Origin of the sequence: Psychrobacillus sp. FSL K6-1464, from assembly GCF_038003145.1 — a bacterium.
In the GTDB taxonomy this organism is placed as follows: domain Bacteria; phylum Bacillota; class Bacilli; order Bacillales_A; family Planococcaceae; genus Psychrobacillus; species Psychrobacillus psychrotolerans.
Genome location: NZ_JBBOOP010000001.1, coordinates 3,401,138 through 3,425,490 on the forward strand (window position 1 = coordinate 3,401,138; position 24,353 = coordinate 3,425,490).

The 24,353-nt window shown below is 37.3% G+C and carries 25 protein-coding genes, 2 riboswitches and 2 other annotated features; of the genes, 9 read left to right on the top strand and 16 right to left on the bottom strand.

Features of this window, described 5'->3' with window-relative positions; genetic code table 11:
• Nucleotides 1-37 precede the first annotated feature (37 nt).
• The 5 genes from MKX39_RS17245 to MKX39_RS17265 all read right to left on the bottom strand — a co-directional run bounded on the left by MKX39_RS17245 (nt 38) and on the right by MKX39_RS17265 (nt 3,829).
• Nucleotides 38-412, bottom strand: a complete 375-nt coding sequence (locus MKX39_RS17245; RefSeq protein WP_340770699.1) for a DUF5412 domain-containing protein — start codon at nt 410-412, stop codon at nt 38-40.
• The gene (locus MKX39_RS17250) at nt 409-861 is read right to left on the bottom strand and encodes a hypothetical protein (RefSeq protein WP_340770700.1); all 453 of its coding nucleotides are present in this window, start codon (nt 859-861) and stop codon (nt 409-411) included. The genes MKX39_RS17245 and MKX39_RS17250 overlap by 4 nt, the downstream gene beginning before the upstream one ends.
• 110 nt (nt 862-971) lie before the next feature.
• Entirely contained in the window at nt 972-1,691 is a 720-nt protein-coding gene (locus tag MKX39_RS17255; RefSeq protein ID WP_093537437.1) for a YebC/PmpR family DNA-binding transcriptional regulator, read from the bottom strand.
• A 100-nt stretch (nt 1,692-1,791) separates the two neighbouring features.
• The gene (locus tag MKX39_RS17260) at nt 1,792-2,220 is read right to left on the bottom strand and encodes a DUF1801 domain-containing protein (RefSeq protein ID WP_340763864.1); all 429 of its coding nucleotides are present in this window, start codon (nt 2,218-2,220) and stop codon (nt 1,792-1,794) included.
• A 22-nt stretch (nt 2,221-2,242) separates the two neighbouring features.
• Nucleotides 2,243-3,829 carry a DUF2339 domain-containing protein gene (locus MKX39_RS17265; protein ID WP_340770702.1) on the bottom strand — a complete coding sequence of 529 codons (1,587 nt, stop codon included), beginning with the start codon at nt 3,827-3,829 and terminating at the stop codon, nt 2,243-2,245.
• Nucleotides 3,830-3,984: 155 nt separating this feature from the next.
• On the opposite strand from MKX39_RS17265, the gene MKX39_RS17270 reads away from it, so the two are divergent.
• Entirely contained in the window at nt 3,985-4,374 is a 390-nt protein-coding gene (locus MKX39_RS17270; RefSeq protein ID WP_093537434.1) for an NUDIX hydrolase, read from the top strand.
• A 75-nt stretch (nt 4,375-4,449) separates the two neighbouring features.
• Nucleotides 4,450-5,313, top strand: coding sequence for an AraC family transcriptional regulator (locus tag MKX39_RS17275; RefSeq protein ID WP_340770704.1), 864 nt, complete (start codon nt 4,450-4,452; stop codon nt 5,311-5,313).
• Between the two features lie 110 nt (nt 5,314-5,423).
• On the opposite strand, the gene MKX39_RS17280 is transcribed toward MKX39_RS17275, so the two are convergent.
• Both MKX39_RS17280 and MKX39_RS17285 read right to left on the bottom strand, forming a co-directional pair.
• On the bottom strand, nt 5,424-6,368 hold the full coding sequence (locus MKX39_RS17280; protein WP_340770706.1) for an ABC transporter substrate-binding protein: 945 nt from the start codon (nt 6,366-6,368) through the stop codon (nt 5,424-5,426).
• 4 nt (nt 6,369-6,372) lie between these two features.
• Nucleotides 6,373-6,912, bottom strand: a complete 540-nt coding sequence (locus MKX39_RS17285; protein WP_340770709.1) for a hypothetical protein — start codon at nt 6,910-6,912, stop codon at nt 6,373-6,375.
• A gap of 169 nt (nt 6,913-7,081) precedes the next feature.
• Nucleotides 7,082-7,269: riboswitch (cobalamin riboswitch) on the bottom strand.
• A 93-nt stretch (nt 7,270-7,362) separates the two neighbouring features.
• On the opposite strand from MKX39_RS17285, the gene MKX39_RS17290 reads away from it, so the two are divergent.
• Entirely contained in the window at nt 7,363-7,833 is a 471-nt protein-coding gene (locus tag MKX39_RS17290) for a VanZ family protein (RefSeq protein ID WP_340770711.1), read from the top strand.
• Nucleotides 7,834-7,837: 4 nt separating this feature from the next.
• On the opposite strand, the gene MKX39_RS17295 is transcribed toward MKX39_RS17290, so the two are convergent.
• From MKX39_RS17295 to MKX39_RS17305, 3 genes are read right to left on the bottom strand one after another with little or no spacing between them, the layout of a single operon-like run.
• The gene (locus MKX39_RS17295; RefSeq protein WP_340770713.1) at nt 7,838-8,164 is read right to left on the bottom strand and encodes a nucleotide pyrophosphohydrolase; all 327 of its coding nucleotides are present in this window, start codon (nt 8,162-8,164) and stop codon (nt 7,838-7,840) included.
• 1 nt (nt 8,165) lies between these two features.
• Entirely contained in the window at nt 8,166-8,984 is an 819-nt protein-coding gene (locus MKX39_RS17300; RefSeq protein WP_340770715.1) for a methyltransferase domain-containing protein, read from the bottom strand.
• A 54-nt stretch (nt 8,985-9,038) separates the two neighbouring features.
• On the bottom strand, nt 9,039-9,545 hold the full coding sequence (locus MKX39_RS17305; RefSeq protein WP_340770718.1) for a GNAT family N-acetyltransferase: 507 nt from the start codon (nt 9,543-9,545) through the stop codon (nt 9,039-9,041).
• A gap of 222 nt (nt 9,546-9,767) precedes the next feature.
• On the opposite strand from MKX39_RS17305, the gene MKX39_RS17310 reads away from it, so the two are divergent.
• The gene (locus MKX39_RS17310) at nt 9,768-10,616 is read left to right on the top strand and encodes a DegV family protein (RefSeq protein ID WP_340770719.1); all 849 of its coding nucleotides are present in this window, start codon (nt 9,768-9,770) and stop codon (nt 10,614-10,616) included.
• A gap of 10 nt (nt 10,617-10,626) precedes the next feature.
• Here the strand turns inward: MKX39_RS17310 and MKX39_RS17315 are convergent, their stop codons facing one another.
• From MKX39_RS17315 to MKX39_RS17330, 4 genes are all read right to left on the bottom strand, one after another.
• Nucleotides 10,627-11,376 carry a GNAT family N-acetyltransferase gene (locus MKX39_RS17315; protein WP_245762708.1) on the bottom strand — a complete coding sequence of 250 codons (750 nt, stop codon included), beginning with the start codon at nt 11,374-11,376 and terminating at the stop codon, nt 10,627-10,629.
• Between the two features lie 72 nt (nt 11,377-11,448).
• Nucleotides 11,449-12,696 carry a threonine--tRNA ligase gene (gene thrS, locus MKX39_RS17320; protein ID WP_445678033.1) on the bottom strand — a complete coding sequence of 416 codons (1,248 nt, stop codon included), beginning with the start codon at nt 12,694-12,696 and terminating at the stop codon, nt 11,449-11,451.
• Between the two features lie 5 nt (nt 12,697-12,701).
• Nucleotides 12,702-12,927 (bottom strand) — a binding site (T-box leader).
• A 37-nt stretch (nt 12,928-12,964) separates the two neighbouring features.
• Nucleotides 12,965-13,190 (bottom strand) — a binding site (T-box leader).
• Nucleotides 13,191-13,243: 53 nt separating this feature from the next.
• Nucleotides 13,244-14,584, bottom strand: a complete 1,341-nt coding sequence (locus MKX39_RS17325) for an FAD-dependent oxidoreductase (RefSeq protein ID WP_340770720.1) — start codon at nt 14,582-14,584, stop codon at nt 13,244-13,246.
• 197 nt (nt 14,585-14,781) lie between these two features.
• Nucleotides 14,782-16,818 carry a catalase gene (locus tag MKX39_RS17330; RefSeq protein WP_340770721.1) on the bottom strand — a complete coding sequence of 679 codons (2,037 nt, stop codon included), beginning with the start codon at nt 16,816-16,818 and terminating at the stop codon, nt 14,782-14,784.
• 162 nt (nt 16,819-16,980) lie between these two features.
• Nucleotides 16,981-17,080: riboswitch (SAM riboswitch) on the top strand.
• Between the two features lie 103 nt (nt 17,081-17,183).
• Between MKX39_RS17330 and MKX39_RS17335 the strand changes: the two genes are divergently transcribed.
• The 5 genes from MKX39_RS17335 to MKX39_RS17355 all read left to right on the top strand — a co-directional run bounded on the left by MKX39_RS17335 (nt 17,184) and on the right by MKX39_RS17355 (nt 21,502).
• Entirely contained in the window at nt 17,184-18,365 is a 1,182-nt protein-coding gene (locus MKX39_RS17335; protein ID WP_340770722.1) for an acyl-CoA dehydrogenase family protein, read from the top strand.
• Nucleotides 18,366-18,367: 2 nt separating this feature from the next.
• Nucleotides 18,368-19,219, top strand: coding sequence for a transporter substrate-binding domain-containing protein (locus MKX39_RS17340; protein ID WP_340770723.1), 852 nt, complete (start codon nt 18,368-18,370; stop codon nt 19,217-19,219).
• An 80-nt stretch (nt 19,220-19,299) separates the two neighbouring features.
• On the top strand, nt 19,300-20,007 hold the full coding sequence (locus tag MKX39_RS17345) for an amino acid ABC transporter permease (RefSeq protein ID WP_340770727.1): 708 nt from the start codon (nt 19,300-19,302) through the stop codon (nt 20,005-20,007).
• A gap of 12 nt (nt 20,008-20,019) precedes the next feature.
• Entirely contained in the window at nt 20,020-20,733 is a 714-nt protein-coding gene (locus MKX39_RS17350) for an amino acid ABC transporter permease (protein ID WP_340770729.1), read from the top strand.
• Nucleotides 20,734-20,746: 13 nt separating this feature from the next.
• Nucleotides 20,747-21,502 carry an amino acid ABC transporter ATP-binding protein gene (locus MKX39_RS17355; protein ID WP_340770732.1) on the top strand — a complete coding sequence of 252 codons (756 nt, stop codon included), beginning with the start codon at nt 20,747-20,749 and terminating at the stop codon, nt 21,500-21,502.
• A 162-nt stretch (nt 21,503-21,664) separates the two neighbouring features.
• On the opposite strand, the gene fabI is transcribed toward MKX39_RS17355, so the two are convergent.
• On the bottom strand, nt 21,665-22,444 hold the full coding sequence (gene fabI, locus MKX39_RS17360) for an enoyl-ACP reductase FabI (RefSeq protein WP_093537418.1): 780 nt from the start codon (nt 22,442-22,444) through the stop codon (nt 21,665-21,667).
• 192 nt (nt 22,445-22,636) lie between these two features.
• Nucleotides 22,637-24,349 carry a GMC family oxidoreductase gene (locus tag MKX39_RS17365; protein WP_340770733.1) on the bottom strand — a complete coding sequence of 571 codons (1,713 nt, stop codon included), beginning with the start codon at nt 24,347-24,349 and terminating at the stop codon, nt 22,637-22,639.
• Between the last annotated feature and the right edge of the window lie 4 nt (nt 24,350-24,353).

Below are 24,353 nucleotides of genomic sequence, written 5' to 3' on the forward strand. Positions count from 1 at the left end.
CCGAACATTTTTAATATGTTAAATACCTCCACTAACACTAATGATATCTAAAATCATATTTTTCCTTTGGGACATTTAAAGTATGATTATTGATAATTACTGTATCATTATCCACCCAAGAAATTTCTGCATCCTCTTCTCTATAATTCCAATATATATTTTTGGTTTTCCCATTTTTTTCATTGAAAACGAGTTCACCGCGAACTGCATAGGAAGTAGTAGCTCCGCCGTTTGTAACATAGGCTTTTAACGTAAATTTCCCATCTGGTGATGATTCCTCCACTAAAAATTCTCCTTTCGGTAGACTTTCCATACTAACAAAAAATATATATAGGAAGATTCCTAATAGAACTAGAATCACCGTAATAGGTATACTTGTTACGAGGAGAATTACTTTTACTTTTCTGTTCATCCTTCTCTCCTTTTCCCATAATAATTAGTTCTTACAATTGAAATAATAACTAGTAAAATTGCTCCAATGAAAGCTAGAGTAATAACATTATCTATTCCATATTTGTTTCTAGCGTATTCTCCATCTCTTGTAGCTTGAATATATGTTCCATCGTCCTCCTGTATAGCAATGGCTTCCTCCGTATTTAGCCCTTGGATGCTATAATACTTCGTTCCTTTCGGATAGGCATTGGAGAAATTTCCAAAATAGGTTCCTTCCCTATCTGAATACTTTGTTACATGACCAATTTCTTTATCTACCTCATCGACTTGTTCATCGGTGATAACATATACGTAGTCATCCCACACAACAAATGCATACGCCCAATCTGCTAAAGACTTATTTGGAAATAAAGTTGATATAGAAAGAATAATGACAATAACAATCCGAATTATTATTTTACTATTCAAATAATAACCCCCTCTTCACATTGGACGTATTTGTTAAATTTCTGTTCCATCACTCAAATAAAAAAGCTGATCCAAAGTAGAAAACTACGTTGGATCAGCTTTTTTCACTATTATTCTCCTAAATCTACATTATGGTAGACTTGTTGAACATCTTCTAAATCTTCAATAGCATCAATCATTTTTTCAAATTGCGCTTGAGCGTCTGCATCTAATGCAATATCGTTTTGAGCAAGCATCGTTAGTTCTGCAACTGTAAAGTCTGTAACTCCTGAAGCTCTGAGTGCTTCCTGTACAGCATGGAATTGATCAGGATCCGCATAAACGATTACTGTATCTTCCTCTTCTAAAATATCGCGTGCGTCAACGTCCGCTTCCATCAAAATTTCCAGAACGTCATCAGCCGTTTTTCCTTCTAAACCAATAACGGCTGTTGCATCAAACATATAAGCAACTGAACCACTGACACCCATATTACCACCATTTTTACCAAATGCAGCACGTACATCGGATGCTGTGCGGTTAACGTTATTTGTAAGTGCATCAACGATCACCATTGAACCGCTTGGTCCAAAACCTTCATAACGAAGCTCATCGAAGCTTTCTTCGGATCCACCTTTTGCTTTTTCAATCGCTTTATCAATAATATGCTTAGGCACACTGTATGTTTTTGCACGTTCCAATACTACTTTAAGCGCTTGGTTAGATGTAGGATCAGGCTCACCTTGTCTTGCAGCAACATATATTTCACGACCAAATTTCGCATAAATACGACTAGTATTAGCGTCTTTGGAAGCTTTCTTTTCCTTAATATTATTCCACTTACGACCCATAAGTCCCACTCTCTTTCGCTAAGCTAAGTTTTATACTGTAACATTATACATGAAACCCTTATAAACTAGCAAAATAAATACATTAACTTCCATTAATATACTATTGATTTGGATATAGTTCTTGTATAAACGCTATGGCATTTCTAATCATTTCCTTCAAAACATCTTCATTTATATCTTCGACTTTATTTATATACACGCATGATTTTCCCGCTGTATACTTTCCCAGTCGTTTAAGTGTTTCATCTCGCGTCGTCTCTCCCGATGCAATATACAAACTGTGCTTTGCTTTTCTCGGCGAGAAGCCCACTAAAGGAGCATCCCCTTCGTGACCTGAAGCGTATTTATAATGATAAGTTCCAAAACCTATAATGCTCGGTCCCCACATTTTAGCCTCATAGCCTGAAGTCTGTTCAAAAATTTTTAAAAGCTTGTAAGCGTCTTCTCGTTTTTTCGGATGATCGACAGCCTCTATAAATTCAATTACATCAGCATCTGTTTCTTTCATCTTAGCTTCGTATTTAGCCATTTTTTCTATCCCCAATCTATAACTACTTTTTATAATAAGCCCGTGATACGAGGAGTCCAACCACGCCTAGAACTAAAAATAATAATGCCTTAATAGCTACAGAGACAAATGAAATATCGAATAATATAATTTTTGCTAACGTTACAAATAAAATACTGACACCGACGTATTTACCTTGAGGCAACGAAATACGATTAAAGACCATAAATAATATAGCCATGATAATCCATAACGAACTAGTAACGACCCGTTCCATATTGCTTCCACTATCCCCAGAAACTAAGACAGCAATCATGTGCAAGTAGTATAGAAGCATAATTGCAACAAAAGATACGCCGATATTTAAAATAGTTTTATCTTTAAATAGCCTTGTTAACAAATAGATTCCATACCCTGTACCTATTAAAAACACTGTCCAGTGTAGCATTTCCCAGGATACCCAGCCCGTAATAGAAAAAGATAGAACTTTGTAGAAAGCCACGATATAACTAATACTCAAAAGAATAAGGTGTAATATATGTTTGAACTTTTTATAGATGAAAAAGTAGATGAAGATAAATCCAATAATTCCTTCAAATAATAAATTGTCTATTTGAAGTTGCATTATATTTAGCAAAGTAACAGATGCATTTGCGATAAAAATAGGTGCACGAACAGAGTCCTCACGATATACATAATAACAAACCCCATAGATGAGCGTAATAATGGTCATTAAAACCGTTGCTTCGTTATCTGTGAATATTACACGAATCCATATAGCAGTTAAAAGCATAATGGAAAATAGAGTGTATGCTTGTTCTTTTAGCATCTGATTTGTTTTCAAAAGAATAGCCAATAATGCACCATGTTGCACGAATATAGGAAGCATTGCGATCCATTTATATCCATCAGGTACGTTTGTAAAAATAAAGAATACTAATATTGCTACCTGTAAGAAAACGATCGAAATAAAATATAATACCTTGTAGGAATATTTTAAGGCAATCCATAAAAATACCGTAAAAAGAACTGTTTCATATACAGAAAATAAAGGGATATTCGGTGAAGTACTCTTTATCAAAAATGGAACAAATACGCCCCCTACTATAGCAACAATACCGATCCCTTGCGAGCGGTATTTAAAAGTAAGAAATACCCCTAATGTTATCCACATAAGATTGAGAATAAAAGCTATGGTTGGTCCAGATATATCATATAGTTGATGCATTGCAAAAGTGGTCAACATTAGGATCGGAATAGACCCACCAAGAAGCATATGCCCTAAATTCTTGCGACCTTTATTAATTTGCCATATACCTAACACGATTAATACAAAACCAACAATGTACCCAATAATTACTTTTACGATTGGTTGTAAAAAGCCATAATCCGACACTGCTTTGAATCCCCAAATTACTCCCATTATAAATACGACAATAAATAAAGGGGGAAGTATTTTCTGAAAGATTAACACATCCCATTCCACAGGTTCCTTCGTTTGTTCTTGTTGTTGAATGACAGGTCGGTGAGGTGCTGAGGTAGATGGTTTAATATGTATTTGGTCTTCTAAAAATAGAATCCGTTTCTCTAACTCCTCTATTCTCTTTTCAAGAAGTTCGCTCTTCTCCATTCAATCCCTCCTTTTTGAATAATACGTTCTACTCATACTATTAGACAAACATTCAAAATATCCTTTAAACAAAAACCCACTCTTCCATACCTCTTCTTTGTCTTCTTTCATATATAATATAAAATAACTTAATCTTTATAGGATGGTGAGAAAAAATGAGAGATCGTGGAGCAACTATCATTATTGAAAACGGACGAGTAGCACTCATTAAGCGTACGAAACCTCATATGACCTATTATGTATTTCCTGGTGGGGGATTAGAAAAAGGCGAAACTCCAGAGCAAGCAGCGATCCGGGAAACATTTGAAGAAATTGGGGTACATGTAAGAATCCAGCGCCCCTTTAAAGTTATTGAACAAAGCGGCACTCAACATTTTTTCCTAGCAGATATAATTGGAGGGAAATTTGGACCAGGTATTGGAGAAGAATATACGGATCCTTCTCCTCATAGGGGTGGCTATGAACCAATATGGTTGGACGTTAAAGAGCTTTCCTCTTTAGATGTTCGTCCTAAAGAAATTATCGAGCTAATTACAGAAGAATAGGCAGTCCCATAAAAGCACAAAATGACAGGATTGCCTCTATGTATTCCACTAAGATACATATAAGGAGTGAAGTCAATGGGGTGGGTAGAGTCGATTCAACAGGCAATAAGCTATATAGAGGATCATTTACTAGAGGATCTATCTATGAAACAAATTGCTAAGGAAGCTAATTCTTCTGCTTTTCATTTTCAACGAACGTTTTCCATCTTAACGGATATGTCCCTAGGAGACTATATTCGAAGAAGACGACTAACTTTGGCTGCACAAGAACTGCTTAATACGGACAATAAAATAATTGACGTCTCCTACAAATACGGCTACGACACTCCTGAATCATTCACAAAAGCATTCCGTAAACAACACGGAATTACGCCTAGTGAAGCAAGAAAAAATATAGGGAAAATAAATTCCTATAACCGCTTGATCATTCAGGTAAATTTAAAGGGGGCAGAACCAATGAAGTATAAAATTGTCGAAAAGGAAAGCTTTCAAGCTGTTGGAGTGAAAAGAATATACAACTGTAAGAATGGAGAAAATACACAGGGTATTCCTTTGTTTTGGAATGATGTACATGCAGATGGAACAAATGATTTATTATTTCAATTAAACAACGGAGGCATTGAGGGTGTACTCGGTGTTTGTGTTGCAGACGCAGCTTATCGAGAGAATAGCTTAATTGATTATTGGATTGCAACAGATTATGTAGGTGAAGTACCGGAAAACTTATCAGCTATTACAATCCCTGCTTCTAAATGGGTTGTATTTGAGGTGCACGGTCCGATGCCAGATGCTATGCAAAATACCTGGAAACAAATATATGCGGAGTGGTTCCCCTCTAATCCATATGAACCCGCAGGGACACCGGAGCTAGAAGTGTATTCCGATGATGATCCTTCCAGCGAAAACTGCTATTCAGAAATTTGGATACCGATTAAATAATAGGAACGATCTGCAGAGCACAAGTACTACTTGGTGAGTCATGTAGCAGTATACTTTTTTCAATATTAAACCCAAAAAGCCTCATCCTAAATTAGGACGAGGCTTTAAGTTTATTGAAATAATTCTGGATACACTGTTTTAGCAATCAATTCCACTGCTTCACCAATACGAGGCCCTGGTCGAGAAATAACGTCACCATCTACTAAAAAGACTGAATCGTTTTGTACGGCTTGTATTTTGTCCCACCCTGCACGAGATTTAATCTCTCCAGGTGCATCATCTAAATAATTTGCAGTTGTTAAAATAATTTCTGGGTTTTTGACCGTAACATCTTCCTCTGACACACTGATCCAACCTTCTTGATCGCTAAATACATTGTCGACCGATGCTGCTGCTAAAATTTCTTGTTGGAATGTTTTACTACCAGTTGTATAAATATCTGGAGATGGGCTAATTTCATAATATACCTTTTTTAATGGAGTAGCAGATTTTACTCTTTCTTGAACTCCTTGAATAGTATCCTGAATAGAAGAAATAACTTCTTGCCCTTTTTCTTCAATGCCCATTACAGTAGCCAATTGCTCGATATCTTCGTATACATCTTCAAAAGAAGTTGCAGACTCAATTACAAAGACTTTTAATCCGGCATCTTCCAGAAGTTGCAATGCTTCTTCTTGGCCAATTGTATACGCTATTACTACATCTGGGTTCAGTTCTGTAATTCTTTCCGCATTAAATGCAACTGAATCCGATACTCGCTCTATTTCGAGTGCTTTTGCAGGATATGTATCATAATCTGTTGCTCCTACAATTTTATCTCCTACACCTAAAGCAAAAAGAATCTCTGTATTGCTCGGTTGAAGAGAAACAATCGTTTCGGGTACTTCTTCGAATGTAATTTCATTTCCTACATCATCAGTTACTGTGTATTCTTTTACTTCTTCTACTACTTCCTCTTGTTTTTCCACAGTTGTCTTCTCTTCCGCAGAACACCCTACAAGCAAGAATGAAAATAGCAGCACCGACAACCAATTAAATAAATAATTTTTCTTCATAGTATTATTCCTCCAGTTGTTTCTTTTTTCTCATTGGATATGATTTACTGACAAATTGAATTTCTTCCACTCCATGATGTTTGTTCACATAAACTGCCATCACAAACAACACATTTGCTAATAACTGTGCATAGTCAAACAAAATCTCAGGAATTTCTCTTTCTAACGAAACTTTATGAAGAGCTCTAACTGACTTTTTTGCTTCACTTCTACAAACATGTAATTCACAAGTCGCAGTCGTACCCTGTGGTAGTACAAATATATCTACTCTACCTTTTACTTCCTCTACATAGAAATCGTACATATCACTTAGAACTTGTAAATCGTCTTCTGAAATGGCTATCTTCCCTCGAACAGACCCGTTTAAATGGTAAGCCATTGGTGCCAAATACATCAGATCCTCATAAATCTTTGGTATATCCTTTGTTAAAGAAGCTGCTAATCCAATACGAGTAGTCAACGAATCTGTACGGATTTCAAAATCTACAGTAGAAGGTGTTTCACGCATAAACGGATAGCAAATATAGCGAATATCTTTTTTCATTACTTCTCCTCCTTTCCTTTTATTGGTGAATTTTCAAGCATATAATACTTTGTTAGTTAACAGCACAAAAAAAACGCCACCCAAATAAGGGCGGCGTGATACCTATTTAACGATAAAAAAACAGAAAAATAGAAACGTGCCGTACAATCCCTTAACTTCCGAAGAGTATCTATACGTTCAAGAAAAGGCTGGTCTCCTGGCTTATGCATCAATTTACTCTAAGAACCTTCCCATTGACTAGTCAACAGTGGTATTTTTCTTATTTCATCAGCATTTACAGTTGCGGAAACAGCTTCGGATTTTAACCGAATTCCCAAATTAAGCTAACAAGTTAGCACCTTTTCCCTGCGAAAATTATTCACTTACTATTAGTTTATCATAGCCAACTCCCTAGCAGGCACAATAATTTTCATGCATGTAAACTCACCAGTTTTGTGCTAATGTCAGTATATGAAAAAACTTATCCCGCTTTTAATATTACTTGTTATTGTATTTTTGGCATCAGGGCAGCCAGCTGAACAGCAATCTATGCAGGATGTCTTAAAAGCATGGCTTCCTAACAAACCATTAGAATCTTTTCTTCGTATTTTTGAAGTTCCATACTGGGGCATTCTCGTTTCTGTGGAAGAGCGTGGCTACTATGCTTTTGTAGAATTTTTGATAAGAAAAGGTACCCATTTTGTTTATTTTGGAATCATTGCTTTAGCCATTTATATTGCGTTACCTCCATTTAAGTATCTTAAAATTACAACAGTTGTGATCACTATGCTTCTTGCTGTTGCCGATGAATTTCGACAATCGTTTACAAGTGGTCGTACAGCTTCTCTTCAAGATGTCTTGTTGGATACAACTGGGGCTATTACTGCGCTATTATTAATGTCATTTTTTCAATGGTTTCAACAAAAAAAAGTTGACCGATAACGGGTCAACTTTTTTCACTTATAAGTACAGTGTTGTCTTCAGGTAATGGATATTTCAAAGCATTTTTCTTCATTTTTTGCTGTGCAGCCTCTATTAAATCAATTCCGAGCACATCAGCAAATTGCAAAAGATAAATAAATACATCTGCTGCTTCGTCAGTAATTGCCTGCTTGTCTTTTTTTATCGCATCCTCTGCAGTAACCCATTGGAAATGCTCTAATAACTCACTTGCTTCTAATGATACTGAAATAGCAAGACTACGAGCATCGTGGTTTCCTCCCCAACCTCGTTCGTCCCGGAATCTCTTTATCTCTTCTGTTAACTCTTTCATTTTATTCTCCTATTCTTGCTGTGAATGCGTATGTGTTCAGTGATGTGTATTTGTTTTGACTTCTTGCTTCCTCTAATAGATGCATTTCTGATTGTATTAAAGCTTTATATTTGATAGGTAAATGGTCGGCAGCTTCTATTAATTCTTTATAATCTGTTAATGTATATTCTATTTCCCATTTGCCATCTTGAAGATGAGTAGAGTCGATAATTTTTTCCGTTGTAATTTCGAAACCAGCTTTTTCCGCAATTTGTTGAATGTCCTTAGGTGTAAATAACGTTCGAACATTAACTAAACTGTTTTCTACAAAGCACTCATATTGAGCTTGGATGAGTACTGACAAGAAGTGTGGAAGCTGCTCATTAGTCTGAACTCTCGTGTCCCACTCGGCAAAGCATAATACGTTTGTCCATTTTTGGATTTTCTTTAACATTCCCAGGAATTCTTCCGGTGATTTTAAGTACCAAGAACAATGAGACAACACAATATAATCAAAAGATTTTTCAGGGAAATCCACTTCTGCTTGAAGGATATCCAATTCAAAATTTACCTTAATCCGATTTCCTAGGGGCGAGTTCTTTAAGAAGGTCATTGAATTACCTAAAGTAACTGGGCTGCCATAGTCCGGTGAAGCTATATCGATTCCATGAACAAATCCTGTCTCTCCAACTGTATAAGCCAAAACTGCTGTCGTATCTCCTTGTCCACAGCCAATTTCTAGCACTTTGCTACCTTCTTTAATATTCCAAAAGTCTACTAGCTTTAGTCGATGCTCTGTCTGCACCTTCTGAATGGTCGAATCAAATTCGTTTATTGGCATACATTTTACAATTTCTTCGATGATGTGAGAATTTATTTCGTTTCCTCCTTCCGCTCAATTCAATATTAGTGACATATGATGTTCACCGTAATAAGTATCCCCAACCTTTAATGCCATGTCTTCTGTCCCAAATACTTTAAATCCTAGTTGAAGATACAGATTCTTTGCCGCCTCATTACTTGTTACTACAGAGAGGTTTATCTTTTCAATTTCGCGACTCTCTCTCGCTTGATCAATGGCCAATCTCATTAGTGCTTTGCCTGTCCCTTGCCCCCTGCCGATTGGACTGACATACATAGCGAAAATATTTGCACGATGTTTCATTTTTAAGTTACTCTCCTGTGCAAGAGTGACCATTCCTACTAATTTAGATTGATCGAACGCCCCAAATGTATAATTTCCCTTTACGCTTAAATTCCCCTTTACTCGTTCAATTGGATTGTCTCGTCGCATTGCCTCTTCATAGCTCGCTCCAAAGGCTTCTGGGCTTGTTTTCAATGCTTCTAATCTTAACTCCCAATAAGCACTCGCGTCTTCTGCTACTAGTTGTCTTAACTCCATTCTCATACCTCCAAGCAATATCTATCATTATATAATTCATGCACTTGTATAACTCTTTACAGTAGAAGGCCCCACTTCATAATTCACTTTCCTACGTAATTATGTTCAAAATATGTACTAGATTCCGAAATATCGACAAAACATGACATATAACACTATTGCTAATATAATGTCTCATGTAAATTAGCACTAATAAGATTGCACAAAAAGGAGTTCTACATTATGAAGAAAAAAGTTGCTTGGATTACTGATACTGCCGCATTATTAGATTCAACTTTCATTGAAAAACATAATATATATGTCCTTCCCTTAAATATCGTATTTGAAGATGGTGCTTTTAAAGAAACAATTGATATGACTCACGACGAATTTTATGACAAGTTACGCACAGCAAAAATTCATCCAAAAACTTCTCAACCTCCAATTGGAGAGATGGTGCAATTATATGAAGATTTAAAAGCAAAAGGATACGACTGTGCCGTTGCAGTGCACACATCCAGTGAATTATCAGGAACCTATAATTCCTCACAAACTGCTTCAAAAATAGCAAATTTTAAAGTGTATTCAATTGACTCTAAAATAGGATCTTATCCAATGGGCAAAATGTTAGAAGTCGGCAAGCATATGATAGAAGCAAATCATGACATAGAGGAAGTAGTCACTCATATTGAAAATATGACAAATAACTCCGAGTTATCCTTTATTCCATCTAGTTTAACGCAGCTTCATAAAAGCGGTCGTGTTTCAGGTACTCAAGCTTTTCTAAGTAATCTTCTAAATATAAAAGTAGTCATTTCTTTCGATAACGGCAAAGTCGTAATGAAAGAAAAAGTTCGTGCAGATAAGAGAGCTAAGAAGTATGTAATGAACTTACTTCGTAAAGATATGAAAATATCCAATGTTCCAGAGGTTGCGGTTATTAACTGCAATAATACGACCGATGCTAGAACTTGGAAAGAAGAATTGCTACTGGAATTCCCTAAACTAAAAGTGATTGTCCTTCCTCTTAGCGCTTGTGTAGGAGTACATGCTGGGGAAGGAACAACAGGACTTAGCTGGGTTAGATATTAATGAGTTTGTGCTACTGCACAAACTCTTTTTTTAATAAGGAACAAATTGCCTCATCACAAAAGCGTCCTTTTTCAAACGCAGATTTTCGAAAAGTACCTTCATAAACAAAACCAGCTTTTTCTAGCGTTTTTTTAGATGCTATATTATCAGGAGCAAAGAGGGCTTCAATACGATTTAAATCCATTAACTCGAATCCGTAACGTAAAATGGGCTGTAACACCTCTATCATAATGCCTTTACGCCAAAACTCTGGTGCCACTTCAAAACCAATCTCTGCTTTAAAGTGTTTCTTTTCCCAATTATGATATCCACAACTACCGATAATTTTATTCTCTTCCTTCGTAGCAATCCCCCAGCGAATCCCCTCTTTTTTTAGATATTTCTTTTGCCAATTTCCTATTAATACCTTTGCTTCTTTAACGTCTTCAAATGTGTCCAAATCATAATACTTCGTAACCTCATCTTTTGAAAAATAATAGAAAACCTCTTTTGCGTCACTAATTTCAATGGGGCGCAATATAAATCGTTCAGTTTCTAATGTTGGAAATCTTTTTTTATGATTATCATGGATAAGTAAAGCTACAAATTGGGCAATTGCTATTACACCAGCTAACGTACTGAAAATAATACTGACCCAGACAGAATTGGCAATTTCTCCATTTCCAATTGGCCCCACCTTTGGCTGATACATTGAATATATTCCCCATGCATTTCCAACTATAATAGCGATTCCTGCAAACAATAACATCCATTTTGCCATTATACGACCTCCATAGAGTTTCATTCGTTATATATAGCCGAAAATCCTTTTAGTATGACAATATTTAATATTTCACCCTTTCCTAGCCTCTTTTAATTTCTCTATAAAGGCTGAAAAACTCATTTCTCCCAATACACCTACTCTATGTTGTCGAACAGAAACTGCGCCATTTTCCATTTCATGATCCCCAATAATGAGCATATACGGATGTTTTTGCATTGCAGCTTCACGAATTTTCAATCCGATTTTCTCTACCCGGTTGTCTATCTCTACTCGATACCCATCTTGCTCAAGTTGCCACTTTACGTTCTCTGCATACTCTTTATGTGCATCGGCAATTGGTAATATTTTAACTTGAACCGGAGATAACCACAGCGGAAAGCTACCTTGATAGTGCTCCAATAGAATAGCCATGAATCGCTCAATAGAACCGTAAATTGCACGATGAATCATAATGGGTTGTCGCAATTGATTGTGTTCGTCGATGTACTTACAGTCAAACTTTTCAGGCATTTGAAAGTCTAGTTGAACAGTACCGCACTGCCAGCTACGTCCCAATGCATCTAATATATGAAAATCGATTTTCGGACCATAAAATGCTCCATCCCCTTCGTTTACCTGATATTCTACCTGCTTATTCTGAAGAACTGCTTCCAACGCTTGCTCTGCTTGATCCCAAACCTCTACTGATCCCATATAATTTTCTGGTCGAGTGGATAGCTCTACTTTATAGCTAAAGCCGAACTCCGAGTAAAACTCATCCACAAGGTCTAGTACCTTCGCTATCTCACTTTCGATCTGCTCCTCCAATACAAACAGATGAGCATCATCCTGAGTGAAAGCTCTGACTCGTAATAATCCATTCAATGATCCAGAGAGTTCATGGCGGTGGACTAATCCAAGTTCTGCATATCGAACCGGAAGCTCCCTATAGCTTCTTCGTTTGCTATTGAAGATTAAAACAGCTCCAGGGCAATTCATTGGTTTAATCGCATATTTTTGGTCATCTACATCTGCAAAATACATATTTTCATGATAGTGATCCCAATGCCCTGATTTTTCCCAAAGCTCCTGTTTCATCAGAATAGGAGTTTTAATCTCTTGATATTCTGCTCGTTGATGCTTTTCTCTCCACAGGTTTTCCAGTTCGTTACGTAGTATCATCCCTTTTGGTAAATAAAACGGCATTCCTGGTGCTTCCTCCATCGACATGAACAATTCTAATTGTTGCCCTAAATTTTGATGACTTACTCTTTCTTCTGCTTTCACTTTAATTCCTCCATTTACTATTTTTCTCCTAACAAAAAAGACCACACCCATCCCAGTAAAGGGACGAGTGTGGTCGTGGTTCCACCCTAATTTGCAACACAAAAAAATCTGTTGCGCTCATACAAGATAACGGTTTCCCGATTATGGATAATTACATAAATGTGTTCCCCATAATTGCTCCAAGGTGGTAAATCATTTGCATTTCTTTAAGGGCTTTCAGTCAGTGACCCTATTCTCTGATAAGAAAGTTAAAACAATTCATATCCTTTTCTTCGCTTGAATATTAAATTTATATACAAAAAGACCACACCCATCCCGGTAAAGGGACGAGTGTGGTCGTGGTTCCACCCTAATTTGCAACATAAAAGTTCTGTTGCGCTCATGTAAGATAACGGTTTCCCGATTATGGATAATTACATAAATGTGTTCCCCATAATTGCTCCAAGGTGGTAAATCATTTGCATTTCTTTAAGGGCTTTCAGTCGGTGACCCCATTCTCTGATAAGAAGTATTTAAATGATCCATGTCCTTTTCTTCGCTTGTTACTAATTGATTTTTCTAAGTATATGCAACAAAATTCAAATAGTCAACATTACTGTTATATTTTTTTGGTAGTACTTCGCTTTGCCATTTGCTGCAGGGGATCCCAAACCCCATTAAATGGTGGGGCATATGCAAGATCAAGATCCAATAACTCGGAAAAGGTCATATGGTGATAAAGTGCAGTTGCTAATACATCAATCCTTTTATCTACACCATTTCCTCCAATAATTTGACCCCCTAAAATTTGTTGGTCATCCTTCCTGTAAATCAATTTCATATGCATCGTTTCCTTACCTGGATAATACCCTGCAATGTCCGTGGCTTCCTGCGTATGCACGTCATAGGAAATACCGAGCTGCTCCGCTTCTTTCTCAGACAAACCAGTTTTTCCAAGAGCCAAATCAAAAAATTTCATGATGGATGTGCCAACAATTCCTTTAAATTCATTCCTTTGACCTATCATATTTAATCCAGCGATTCGCCCTTGTTTATTAGCAGTTGTTCCTAAAGGAATATAATCATTCAGTTGTTTAATACGATGAAAATGAGTTGCACAATCTCCTGCTGCGTAGATATCGTCCAAATTCGTTTCTAAAAAATTATTTACTACAATCGCTCCATTATGGTGCAATTGAATGCCAGTTCCCTCTAAAAAACCCGTTGTAGGTTTAAGCCCTGTGGCAACTAAAACTAAATCGGTAGGGTAACTTCCTTTATCTGTCCTCACATCACTTACTCTCGTATCTCCCGTGAAAGATTGAACCTCTTCATTTAATATCACTTCTACATTATGAGCCTTTGCATGTTCATGTATGAAACATGCTATATCGTGATCAAATATACCGGCAAGCTGATCTCCTCTTTGTATAATACGTACTTTTTTTCCAATACTAGCAAAGTTTTCGGCCATTTCTAGTCCAATATATCCTCCACCAATTATAGTAACTTGTTGAACATTTTCTAAATCCGCGATAATTGCCTCTGTATTTGGAATGGTTTTAATCGTATGAATCCCTAACAAATGCCCACCGTTCCAATTAGGAACAACTGGAGTAGCACCCGTCGCAATAAGCAAGCGGTCATAGCTTAAGATGAAATTATCTCTCGTTTGCAGAATATTCCCTGACACTGTTTTATTGTTAGGGTCCACATGGGTCACTTCATATCCTGTCTTTGCATCAATTCCGTATTTACTACGGAACATTTCTACACTTCGTGCTATAACGTCCGTTGAAGATACTACTTGTTTTCCTACTACATAGGGTAAACCACACTGTCCATAGGAATAAATATGTCCTTTTTCCAGTGTCGTAATTCGAGCGTCAGGATCATTACGTACAATTTCCATTGCCGCACTCATCCCCGCAGCGTCTCCTCCTATTATTACGTAGTGCATGAAGTTTCCTCCTTTGACTTTCCTTATTACTCTTTCTATACCCAACAATAACTTCCCTTCAAGTATTAGTGAATAGTTATGTTTGTTATACGCTTAAAATTTTTCTTTTTATTTCCTTCTAAAAGTTCTTCATTATCTTATTCTCTCATTCTATGTAAAAAAGGCATGCCCTAATAGGACATGCCCAAAATAATTGTTTATATTGCTCTATTCCAGAAGCGATGGGCAGCAATAGCATTTAAGAAACTATCTACAAAGCCTTTACCAGTTTCTTTAGTGAGAACACCAGCCTGACCAGTGAAGTGCAGATTATCAACTAATTGCTCTCCACTAAATGTAGCACCAATCGGTTTAAAATGGGCATATGCTTCCTTAATGAAGTACGAAGCCTCTTTTTCAAACATGGCCGTTTTGCCATGTGAACTTGCTACATATACTGCATCAAATAATACAGAATCAGCAGTTAAGAAAGTATGGTCAACTGGTAACAGCGTGCCATCCGCTCCCGCAACAGATCCATGATGATCACTCACTATTTCAGGCATTGTTCCGCCTGCTTTTAAGTCTGCTAGAATCGCAGGTAAATCCTCTTCAAATCCTTCTCCGACTAAAACAGCAATTTTTCGTGTCTGAGGTTTCATAATAGTATTTAACTGACTAAGTGCTGGAGAAGACTTAGTATTCGTTGCAGTACTTACACCTTGCACTACTAGTCCTAGGTTTTCTGCTACCTTACTCGCTAGATCCAAATCTACTTGTGCAAACATCTCTAATACTTGCTGACGAACAGTAAGTTCCTTACATTTACCAAGTTCAAAGCTAAATGCATTAATGATATGTTCTTTTTCTGTATCGCTCATACTATTCCAGAATAATGTAGCCTGAGTGAAGTGATCCTTGAAACTCTCACTTCGCGCTCTAACTTTACGCGCATCTATTTTTTCCTCATAATGCGTGTATCCACCCTCCGCTTCGCTAACAGGTATTGGAGTATTGTTAGCAAGAGAGTTTTTATGGTAGCTCACTCTTCCTACATTAATCGATTGTCTACTATATCCGTCACGTTGGTTGTTATGGAATGGGCAAACTGGTCTGTTTATCGGAAGCTCATGGAAATTAGGTCCTCCAAGACGTATTAATTGTGTATCTGTATATGAGAATAATCGCCCTTGAAGTAGAGGATCATTAGAGAAATCAATTCCCGGTACAACACTCCCTGGATGGAATGCTACTTGCTCGGTTTCAGCAAATACATTATCTACATTGCGATTTAATGTCATTTTCCCTAGAATTTTAACTGGGATTTCTTCCTCAGGCCATAGTTTAGTAGGGTCTAAAATATCAAAGTCATATTTAAACTCATCTTCCTCTGCGATAAGTTGTACGCCGAATTCATACTCTGGATAGTCCCCATTCTCAATCGCCTCATATAGGTCGCGACGGTGAAAGTCTGGATCTTTCCCATTTATCTTTTGCGCTTCATCCCATACAACTGAGTGGGTACCAAGCAACGGCTTCCAATGAAACTTCACAAAATGGGATTTACCCGCATCATTAACGAAACGGAATGTATTTACACCGAACCCTTCCATCATTCGGAAACTACGAGGAATGGCACGATCAGACATTGTCCACATGACCATATGTGCTGACTCCTGATTGTTGGCAACAAAATCCCAAAACGTATCATGAGCACTAGCCGCTTGTGGAATTTCATTATGGGGCTCTGGTTTTAAAGCATGTACTAGGTCTGGAAATTTAATAGCATCTTGTATGAAAAAGACAGGAATATTATTTGCTACTAAATCATAATTTCCTTCTTCCGTATAAAATTTCGTTGCAAAGCCACGAGCATCGCGTGCTAACTCTCCAGAACCACGTGATCCTGCCACAGTGGAGAACCTCACGAATACAGGAGTCTTTTTACCCGGTGTTTGCAAGAACTTCGCTTTTGTAAATTCACTTGCAGATTCATATACCTCAAACTCCCCATGAGCCGCATAACCTCTAGCATGTACTACTCTTTCTGGTATACGTTCATGATCAAAATGAGTCATTTTTTCACGAAAATGGAAGTCTTCCATTAAAGTAGGGCCTCGTTCTCCTGCTTTAAGGGAAAACTCATCCTCCGAAACTTTAAGTCCTTGATTTGTAGTCATTGCTTGTCCTTGATCGTCCACTCGAAATTCTTCTAATTGTTCATTTTTACTATTTCCAGCTACTTTCTTATCCAAACAAATTCCTCCTCTAATTATCTCTTCCCTATTGTTAATACCCAGGATGACTTTCTAAAAAACCTATAAATTCAATTACATATTTAAATCCTATTAAAGCAATATGAATTACTATTGACTTCACCTAGATGAAGTAGTAAGATTATTTAAACAACTACATACTACTTATTAAGAGAAGCGAAGGGACTGGTCCGATGATGCTTCAGCAACCGCCAAAGCTATGGTATGGTGCTACTTCCAGCAAGAAATTGAGAGATAAGTATTTATTTAACCACTTACTCTTCTCATTTTGAGATGGGTTTTTTATTTCCTCTTAATACCCACTTAACTGATCGGAATAATTTAAATTAAAGGAGATAGCAACTGTGATAAATTTATACATCAAAACAGAAAAACAGCAGCAATGGATTAATCGTTTGGAAGAATTAGAAGACAAATTTAAAAGCAAATCAGCAGATATTGACGAGAATTCTATTTTCCCAAAAGAAAATGTGGAGGATTTATTGAAACTAGGTTATGCAAGTCTAACTCTACCGGAATCGTATGGGGGCAAAGGTTTTTCTGTCTACGATATGGTTCTTTCACAGGAAATTCTTGCTAGCTTTGATGCAAATACTGCCTTATCGGTAGGGTGGAGTTTAGGCGTAGTAGGCGAACTATACGAAAAAAAATTATGGACACAGGAAAGATTAGACTTTTTCGCTACAGAAGTATTAAATGGTGCACTCATAAATCGTTCCGTCAGTGAAGCACAAACAGGTAGTCCAACACGAGGTGGCAGACCTGGTACTACCGCTATTAAAAAGGGAGATTCTTGGGTACTAAACGGACGTAAAATATTCACAACCGCTTCCCCCGTACTATCCTACTTTTTAACATCTGCTTGGATTAAGGAAGAAGAAAGAATTGGTTTTTTCCTTATACCTCGTGATACGGAGGGGCTTTCCATTGAGGAAACGTGGGATGTAGTTTCCATGCGCGGAACTAGCAGCAATGATTTAGTACTAAGCAATGTAACCGTTCATAAATCCAATTTAGTAGAGCTTCCTGAATTCGCTAGTGGCGGGAAGATCAATGGTTGGCTGCTTCATATACCTGCAACTTATCTTGGAATTGCCCAGGCTGCAAGAGACTATGCAGTCCACTTTGCTAATACCCATTCACCCAATAGCTTGAATGGCTCTATTGCACAGCTACCAAACGTGCAGCAGCTACTAGGTGAAATAGATTTAGAGCTTACGAAGGCTAGACTCGTCATTTACGGAGTTGCGTCCTCTTATGACAATGAATCTACAAAAGAACTTCTAACCAACGAAGTAAGCGTGGCAAAGCATATCGTTACTAATTCAGCAATCACTATTGTCGACAAAGCGATGCGATTAGTTGGTGCCAAAAGCTTACAAAGAACAAACCCCTTGCAACGTTATTACCGCGATGTTCGAGCAGGACTCCATAATCCCCCTATGGATGATATGACGATAAAAAAACTTGCACTAACTGCGTTAGAGGAAGATAACAATAAAAAATTAGTGAAACGAGGAGATTAAATATGAATAAGTACTTTAAAGTGGCTGCATTAGGGTTAGCCTCCGTGACAATTTTAGCTGCATGTAGTTCTGGAAAGGCTTCAACAACTTCAGAAGATGGAGATGTTCGAAAAGTAAAAGTTGCCTATGACATGGCATCTAAGCCTATCTCTTGGTTAGATGATAAAGGAAATGCTACGGGATACGATGTAGAAGTTATGAAATTAGTAGATGAACTACTTCCTGAATACGAATTTGAATATATAGGAACGACAAGCGATGATCTATTAATCGGAGTGGAACAAGGTAAGTTTCAAGTAGGTGTAAAAAATGCATTTTGGACAGAGGAACGCACCGAGAAGTTTATTTTCCCTAAAGATTTCCTAGGTCTTAGCAGTGCCGGTCTCGTATTGAAAAAAGAAAATGAGCATATTAAATCATTAGAGGATTTTGCATCTGCTGGCTACTCTTTAGCTCCTATTGCAGCAAACAATGCGCAATATACAGTAATTGACGAATATAACAAGACCAACCCAGATAATCCAGTCAAACTAGATGCCGGAGATGCTTTCACAGTGGATGTAGTCCAATGGGTCAATGAGGGTCGCGTGGACGGCGGAGTAATAATCGAAGGACCATTCCAAAAACAAGTATTAGATGAAAGCGGCCCTTACTATAATCTAAAAGATGAAGTTGTTTACAATGAATTTGCAGTGATTAAAACATGGCCTTTATTCAATAAAAAAGAACAAGACTTTGCAAATGCGTATGACAAAGCTATTAAACAGTTGCAAGAAGAAAAGAAAACAAATGAACTTAGTAAAGAGTTCTACGGTCGAGACCTTTTTGAGGTGTTAGATAAAGTAGAAAGATAAACTTTGTATTTCCATCAAGGCTGCCTAGCGTTGGATACTGGGCAGCCTTTCAAATTTAAAAGGGAGGAATATTGCACAATATGGAAAAATATTTTGATGTATCGTACATATGGAGCTCACTTCCTACATTGCTTCCGTTCTTAAAAGTAACTTTTATGGTTGCTGGATTATCCATTATTTTCGGGACTTTTCTCGGGTTAATCCTTGCTGTGATGAAACTTGGAAAGAATAAAATTGCTCAAAAAACAGCGCATTTTTATACGACGATTTTAAGATGCACTCCATCTATCGTCTTACTATTTTTAGTATATTATGGCGTTCCTACCTTAGCAGACAACTTCGGGTTATATTTACATGATTTAAATACAGCAGTATTTGTAGTTATTACCTTTACCCTTCAATTCGCTGCGATTATGTCGGAAGTTATTAGATCTGCCTTCGAATCTATTGAAAAAGGACAATTTGAAGCCGCCGTTAGCGTTGGGTTAAGTCCATTTCAAGCGTATAGACGAATTATTTTTCCGCAAGCATTGGTTGTCGCACTTCCTAACTTTGGAAATGGACTTATCGCATTACTTCAAGAAGGGTCTCTTGCATATACCATCGGGCTAATCGATATAGTTGGGAAAGCAAACCTAATCATAGCAGCGAACTACAATACCCATGCATTAGAAATTTTCATCGCTCTTGCTATTGTGTATTGGGTCATCTCTATACTAATCGAGAAATTTTTTGGAAAGCTTGAAAAGGTTTTTAGTAAGGGAAAGCAAACAATTAATACGAACTAAGGAGTGTAAATAATGTCGGAAGGTTTAAATTATACGTTTTTAATTGATACATTTTTCATCGCATTATCCGGTGTCCCAATAACACTTCTCGTAACAATTGTTGCTTTGCTTATCGCATTACCTTTAGGTTTTTTATTGGCATTAACACGTATCAACCAAGTACCTGTATTGAACTGGTTCTCCAGAATATATGTTTCCTTCGTTAGAGGAACACCGATCATTATTCAAATTTTCATCGTTTATGCAAGTGTACCCTTAATACTTTCCCTATTTTTCGAAAAGTATAATATCAATATAAATGTCTACAATATCAACCCTATTTGGTACGCGTTTATCGTATTCTCTTTCAGCACTACTGCTATATTGATAGAAGTATTTAGATCTGCTTTAAGTACGGTCAACAAAGGACAACTAGAAGCGGCCCAATCAGTTGGCCTTTCAAATTTCCATGCCTACCGCCGTATCGTAATTCCTCAAGCGCTAGTCGTAGCTCTACCTAATATTTGTACTGCTACCGTGAATTTGATAAAAGCTACATCACTTGGCTATGCAATGTCCTTACAGGAAATTACATTAAAGGCAAAAGTAGCGGCAAACGTAGGTTATAACTATGTGGAAGCTTATATAGATATTTTCCTTGTATATATTATTTTGTGCAGCCTTGTAGAATACGGGTTCAAAATATATGAAAGACGACTACGCAGATACAAATACGCGAGTGCATAAGGAGGATGAGTGAATGTTAAAAATTAATGATATCCATAAATCATTTGGAAACAATGAGGTATTAAAAGGAGTCGACCTATCCATTGATAAAGGAGATGTAGTAGTCATTCTTGGTCCTAGTGGCTCTGGAAAAACGACGTTATTACGCTGTATTAACTTCTTGGAAAAAGCAGACAGCGGTCAGGCTGTTTTTGGCGATTTAAAGGTCAACTTGCACGGTGCCTCAAAAAGAGATATACATACAATCAGACAAAAAACAGCCTTCGTTTTTCAGAATTATAATTTATTTAACAATAAAACAGCATTAGAAAACGTAACAGAAGGACTCATCGTCGGTCGAAGAGTACCTAAAGCCGATGCAATTGGTATTGGGAAAAAAGCTTTAGACAAAGTAGGTTTATCAGACAAATATGATTCCTATCCGAGTCAACTTTCTGGCGGGCAACAGCAGCGCGTTGGAATTGCACGAGCCGTAGCCTTAAACCCCGATATTATTCTCTTTGACGAACCTACTTCTGCATTAGATCCAGAATTGGTTGGCGAAGTACTGACAGTCATGAAAAATATTGCGAAAGAAGGAACGACCATGTTAGTGGTGACCCATGAAATGTCCTTCGCAAAGGATGTAGCTAACCGGGTTATTTTTATGGACGGCGGAGTAGTAGTGGAAGAAGGTTCTCCTCATGATATTTTCGTGAGCCCTAAAGAAGAACGCACGAAGAAATTCTTAAAACGAGTGTTACCTGAAGATTACACATTTTATATTTAGGACAACAAGAAAAATCGGGCCCAGTTCATAAAGGACTTCATACAAACGTTTTGCTATGTTAAAATTTCGATAAAACCAGTGTTCACAGTACATTTATAGGAACTTATTAAAAAGCGGTGAAAAATGACCAGGTCATCTTTCACCGCTTTTATGAATGTCAAATTAGCCCATAATATTGTAGCCAGAATCTACGAAGATGACTTCGCCTGTTACACCGCTGGATAAGTTACTTAATAATGCCACCGTCATATCTCCTACCTCTTGCTGAGTGACATTCCGTTTTAAAGGAGCCTTCTCTTCAATTTGGTGCAAAATTGTATTAAAAGAAGATATCCCTTTTGCCGCTAATGTTCTAATCGCTCCTGCTGAAACAGCATTTATACGCACATTGTTTTTCCCTAGGTCTAATGCCAAGTACTTAACAGATGCTTCCAGAGATGCTTTTGCGATTCCCATTACATTGTATCCCTCTAGTACTCGTTCTGCCCCTAAATATGTCATAGTTACGATAGATCCACCTTCAGTCATAAAGGGTGTTGCTTCTCTCGCTGCAGCAATAAGTGAATACGCACTTGTATCTTGTGCGAAAGCATAGCCTTCTCTTGAAGTTTGTAAAAAGTCCCCTTTTAAATCTTCTGCGTGCGCAAATGCAACAGAATGTACTACACCATGGATCACTCCAACCTCTGATCCAATTTGCCCGAACGCAGATTTAATACTATCATCGCTATTTACATCACACTCTACTACTAGTTTTGCCTCTAAATTATTATCCTTCAGTAACTTTTCAATTTTTCCAAGGGAACGTTCTTTACGGTAAGTAAATATAACATTTGCACCCACTTCAAATAATGACTTCGCCACTCCCCATGCAATACTACGTTCATTGGCCACGCCCATAACAACAATATTTTTGTCTTTTAGTTGAATTAAGTCTCTCATAAATACCTCCAAATTATTATCTTAGTATATTATACCTGTTATTAGTACCTGGTTATTATTTTAATAATAACATAAATCCTTCTTTTTGTATTAAATCATTTTGTGTTTTTGGACTTAATTACACATCAAAAAACCAACTATCCCAGAAAAAATAGTTGGTTTCTTTATATGAATGGGGTCTGATATTACATACTATACGAGCGAGCCACCCGATTTACTATATTTAATAATTCCTTCTGCACTTCTATAAGCCAGAGCTGCAACTGTTCCTGTAGGATTGTAACCCCCATTATGCGGAAAGTTCCCAGCTCCTACTACAAACAAGTTTTCTGCATCCCAATGTTGTAAAAATGGATTTACTACACTATTTTCTGGACTTGCTCCCATAATAGTCCCACCCGTATTATGAGTCGTCTGATAACCTACAATATCATAATCAGTTATAGGTGCTTTTCCTTCTACCGTTTTTGCTCCCATTTCCTTCATGATATTTACAGTTTTTTCTGTAATAAACTTATGCAATGCTCTATCCTGATCTGTAAAATTATAGGTCATTTGTAAGAGTGGAAGACCATAGACATCCTTATATTTAGTGTCTAGGGATAGATAGTTCTCCTTATGGGGCATCGATGCACCCTGAGTTCCGATGGATAAAGACCGTGTGTAATTGTAGATAGAATTTTTCTTGAACTCTGCTCCCCAAGTTGGTGTCCCTTGTTGTATTGGATTTGTTTCAATAGGTCTATATCCAGTTTGCGTTATGGAAATACTACCACCATGTATAAAATCTAAGTCGCTATGATCAAAATTATCTGCGTTAAAGTCATCAATTGTCATTCCAAGGGCACCAGCCCCCATAAAGGTGTTCATTTGTTCTTCAAAGTATCCATTTGCACCGGGTAATATTTGATAACAATAATTTTTACCAAGCGTTCCCTTACCAGTTTCCGGGTCATATTGTTGACCAATATTAGATACCATGAGCAACTTAGCGTTATTCATAACGTAACTTGCTAGAACAACTACTTCAGCTTCTTGGATAAACTCTTCTCCAGACTCCGTGTCCAAATACCTTACACCGGTAACCTTATTTCCGCTTTTTATGACCTCTACAACATTTGCATGAAATTTTGTCTCAAAATTACCGGTTTTGATTGCGGTCGGAATAACGGTTATTTCCGGCGATGTTTTTGCTCCATATTCACAGCCAAATCGTTCACAAAAACCACAGTATTGACAAGCATTTATGACTTCTCCATCGGGGTTTGTGTAAGCTTCTGATAAATTAGCTGATGGGAGCATAAACGGAGAATACCCTAGTGATTGGGTTGCCCCTTCAAACTTTTTCAAAATAGGCGTTCTTTTCATAGGAGGGGTAGGGAAATCCTGCGCTCTCTTCCCCCAAAAAGGATTTTTATCTTCTCCTGAGATTCCAGCGGTCTGATCATATTTATAAAAATAAGGTTCCATTTCATCATAAGTAACGCCCCAATCTTGAAGCAAATAATCACTAGACAATTTGTTTGGACCATATTTTTCATCTGTCATTGTTTTAATTTGAAAATCATATGGATAGAACCTCCATGTATGACCATTCCAATGTGTTCCCGAACCACCTAACCCATCACCGAGTAGGAATGAGCTCATCTGCCTCATCGGCAACGCTGGCATCTTACGGTTATTGCGAATAGTAATGGTCTCTTTTGCTACGTCCTGCATTAGCTCGTAACGAACGGCATATCTATATTCGTCATGTATTTGCTGAAAGTCTTCTGTACCGCGTTTTCTTCCTCTTTCTAAACCAATTACCTTCAAACCGGCTTTTGCACATTCAGCTGCGATGATTCCTCCGGTCCAACCCAAACCAACGACAACCACGTCAACTTTTGTTAATGTTGTAGCCATAAAT

What these genes read in the sequence shown, in the direction of transcription:
- MKX39_RS17290 (WP_340770711.1), top strand. Translation starts at nt 7,363, where the DNA reads ATGAAAAAACTTATCCCGCTTTTAATATTACTTGTTATTGTATTTTTG.
- fabI (WP_093537418.1), bottom strand. Translation starts at nt 22,444, where the DNA reads ATGAGAGACTTAATTCAACTAAAAGACAAAAATATTGTTGTTATGGGC.
- MKX39_RS17340 (WP_340770723.1), top strand. Translation starts at nt 18,368, where the DNA reads ATGAATAAGTACTTTAAAGTGGCTGCATTAGGGTTAGCCTCCGTGACA.
- MKX39_RS17295 (WP_340770713.1), bottom strand. Translation starts at nt 8,164, where the DNA reads ATGAAAGAGTTAACAGAAGAGATAAAGAGATTCCGGGACGAACGAGGT.
- MKX39_RS17350 (WP_340770729.1), top strand. Translation starts at nt 20,020, where the DNA reads ATGTCGGAAGGTTTAAATTATACGTTTTTAATTGATACATTTTTCATC.
- MKX39_RS17245 (WP_340770699.1), bottom strand. Translation starts at nt 412, where the DNA reads ATGAACAGAAAAGTAAAAGTAATTCTCCTCGTAACAAGTATACCTATT.
- MKX39_RS17270 (WP_093537434.1), top strand. Translation starts at nt 3,985, where the DNA reads ATGAGAGATCGTGGAGCAACTATCATTATTGAAAACGGACGAGTAGCA.
- thrS (WP_445678033.1), bottom strand. Translation starts at nt 12,696, where the DNA reads ATGGGTGTGGTCTTTTTTGTTAGGAGAAAAATAGTAAATGGAGGAATT.
- MKX39_RS17265 (WP_340770702.1), bottom strand. Translation starts at nt 3,829, where the DNA reads ATGGAGAAGAGCGAACTTCTTGAAAAGAGAATAGAGGAGTTAGAGAAA.
- MKX39_RS17310 (WP_340770719.1), top strand. Translation starts at nt 9,768, where the DNA reads ATGAAGAAAAAAGTTGCTTGGATTACTGATACTGCCGCATTATTAGAT.
- MKX39_RS17325 (WP_340770720.1), bottom strand. Translation starts at nt 14,584, where the DNA reads ATGCACTACGTAATAATAGGAGGAGACGCTGCGGGGATGAGTGCGGCA.
- MKX39_RS17275 (WP_340770704.1), top strand. Translation starts at nt 4,450, where the DNA reads ATGGGGTGGGTAGAGTCGATTCAACAGGCAATAAGCTATATAGAGGAT.
- MKX39_RS17260 (WP_340763864.1), bottom strand. Translation starts at nt 2,220, where the DNA reads ATGGCTAAATACGAAGCTAAGATGAAAGAAACAGATGCTGATGTAATT.
- MKX39_RS17365 (WP_340770733.1), bottom strand. Translation starts at nt 24,349, where the DNA reads ATGGCTACAACATTAACAAAAGTTGACGTGGTTGTCGTTGGTTTGGGT.
- MKX39_RS17280 (WP_340770706.1), bottom strand. Translation starts at nt 6,368, where the DNA reads ATGAAGAAAAATTATTTATTTAATTGGTTGTCGGTGCTGCTATTTTCA.
- MKX39_RS17355 (WP_340770732.1), top strand. Translation starts at nt 20,747, where the DNA reads ATGTTAAAAATTAATGATATCCATAAATCATTTGGAAACAATGAGGTA.
- MKX39_RS17345 (WP_340770727.1), top strand. Translation starts at nt 19,300, where the DNA reads ATGGAAAAATATTTTGATGTATCGTACATATGGAGCTCACTTCCTACA.
- MKX39_RS17305 (WP_340770718.1), bottom strand. Translation starts at nt 9,545, where the DNA reads ATGGAGTTAAGACAACTAGTAGCAGAAGACGCGAGTGCTTATTGGGAG.
- MKX39_RS17300 (WP_340770715.1), bottom strand. Translation starts at nt 8,984, where the DNA reads ATGCCAATAAACGAATTTGATTCGACCATTCAGAAGGTGCAGACAGAG.
- MKX39_RS17255 (WP_093537437.1), bottom strand. Translation starts at nt 1,691, where the DNA reads ATGGGTCGTAAGTGGAATAATATTAAGGAAAAGAAAGCTTCCAAAGAC.
- MKX39_RS17285 (WP_340770709.1), bottom strand. Translation starts at nt 6,912, where the DNA reads ATGAAAAAAGATATTCGCTATATTTGCTATCCGTTTATGCGTGAAACA.
- MKX39_RS17315 (WP_245762708.1), bottom strand. Translation starts at nt 11,376, where the DNA reads ATGGCAAAATGGATGTTATTGTTTGCAGGAATCGCTATTATAGTTGGA.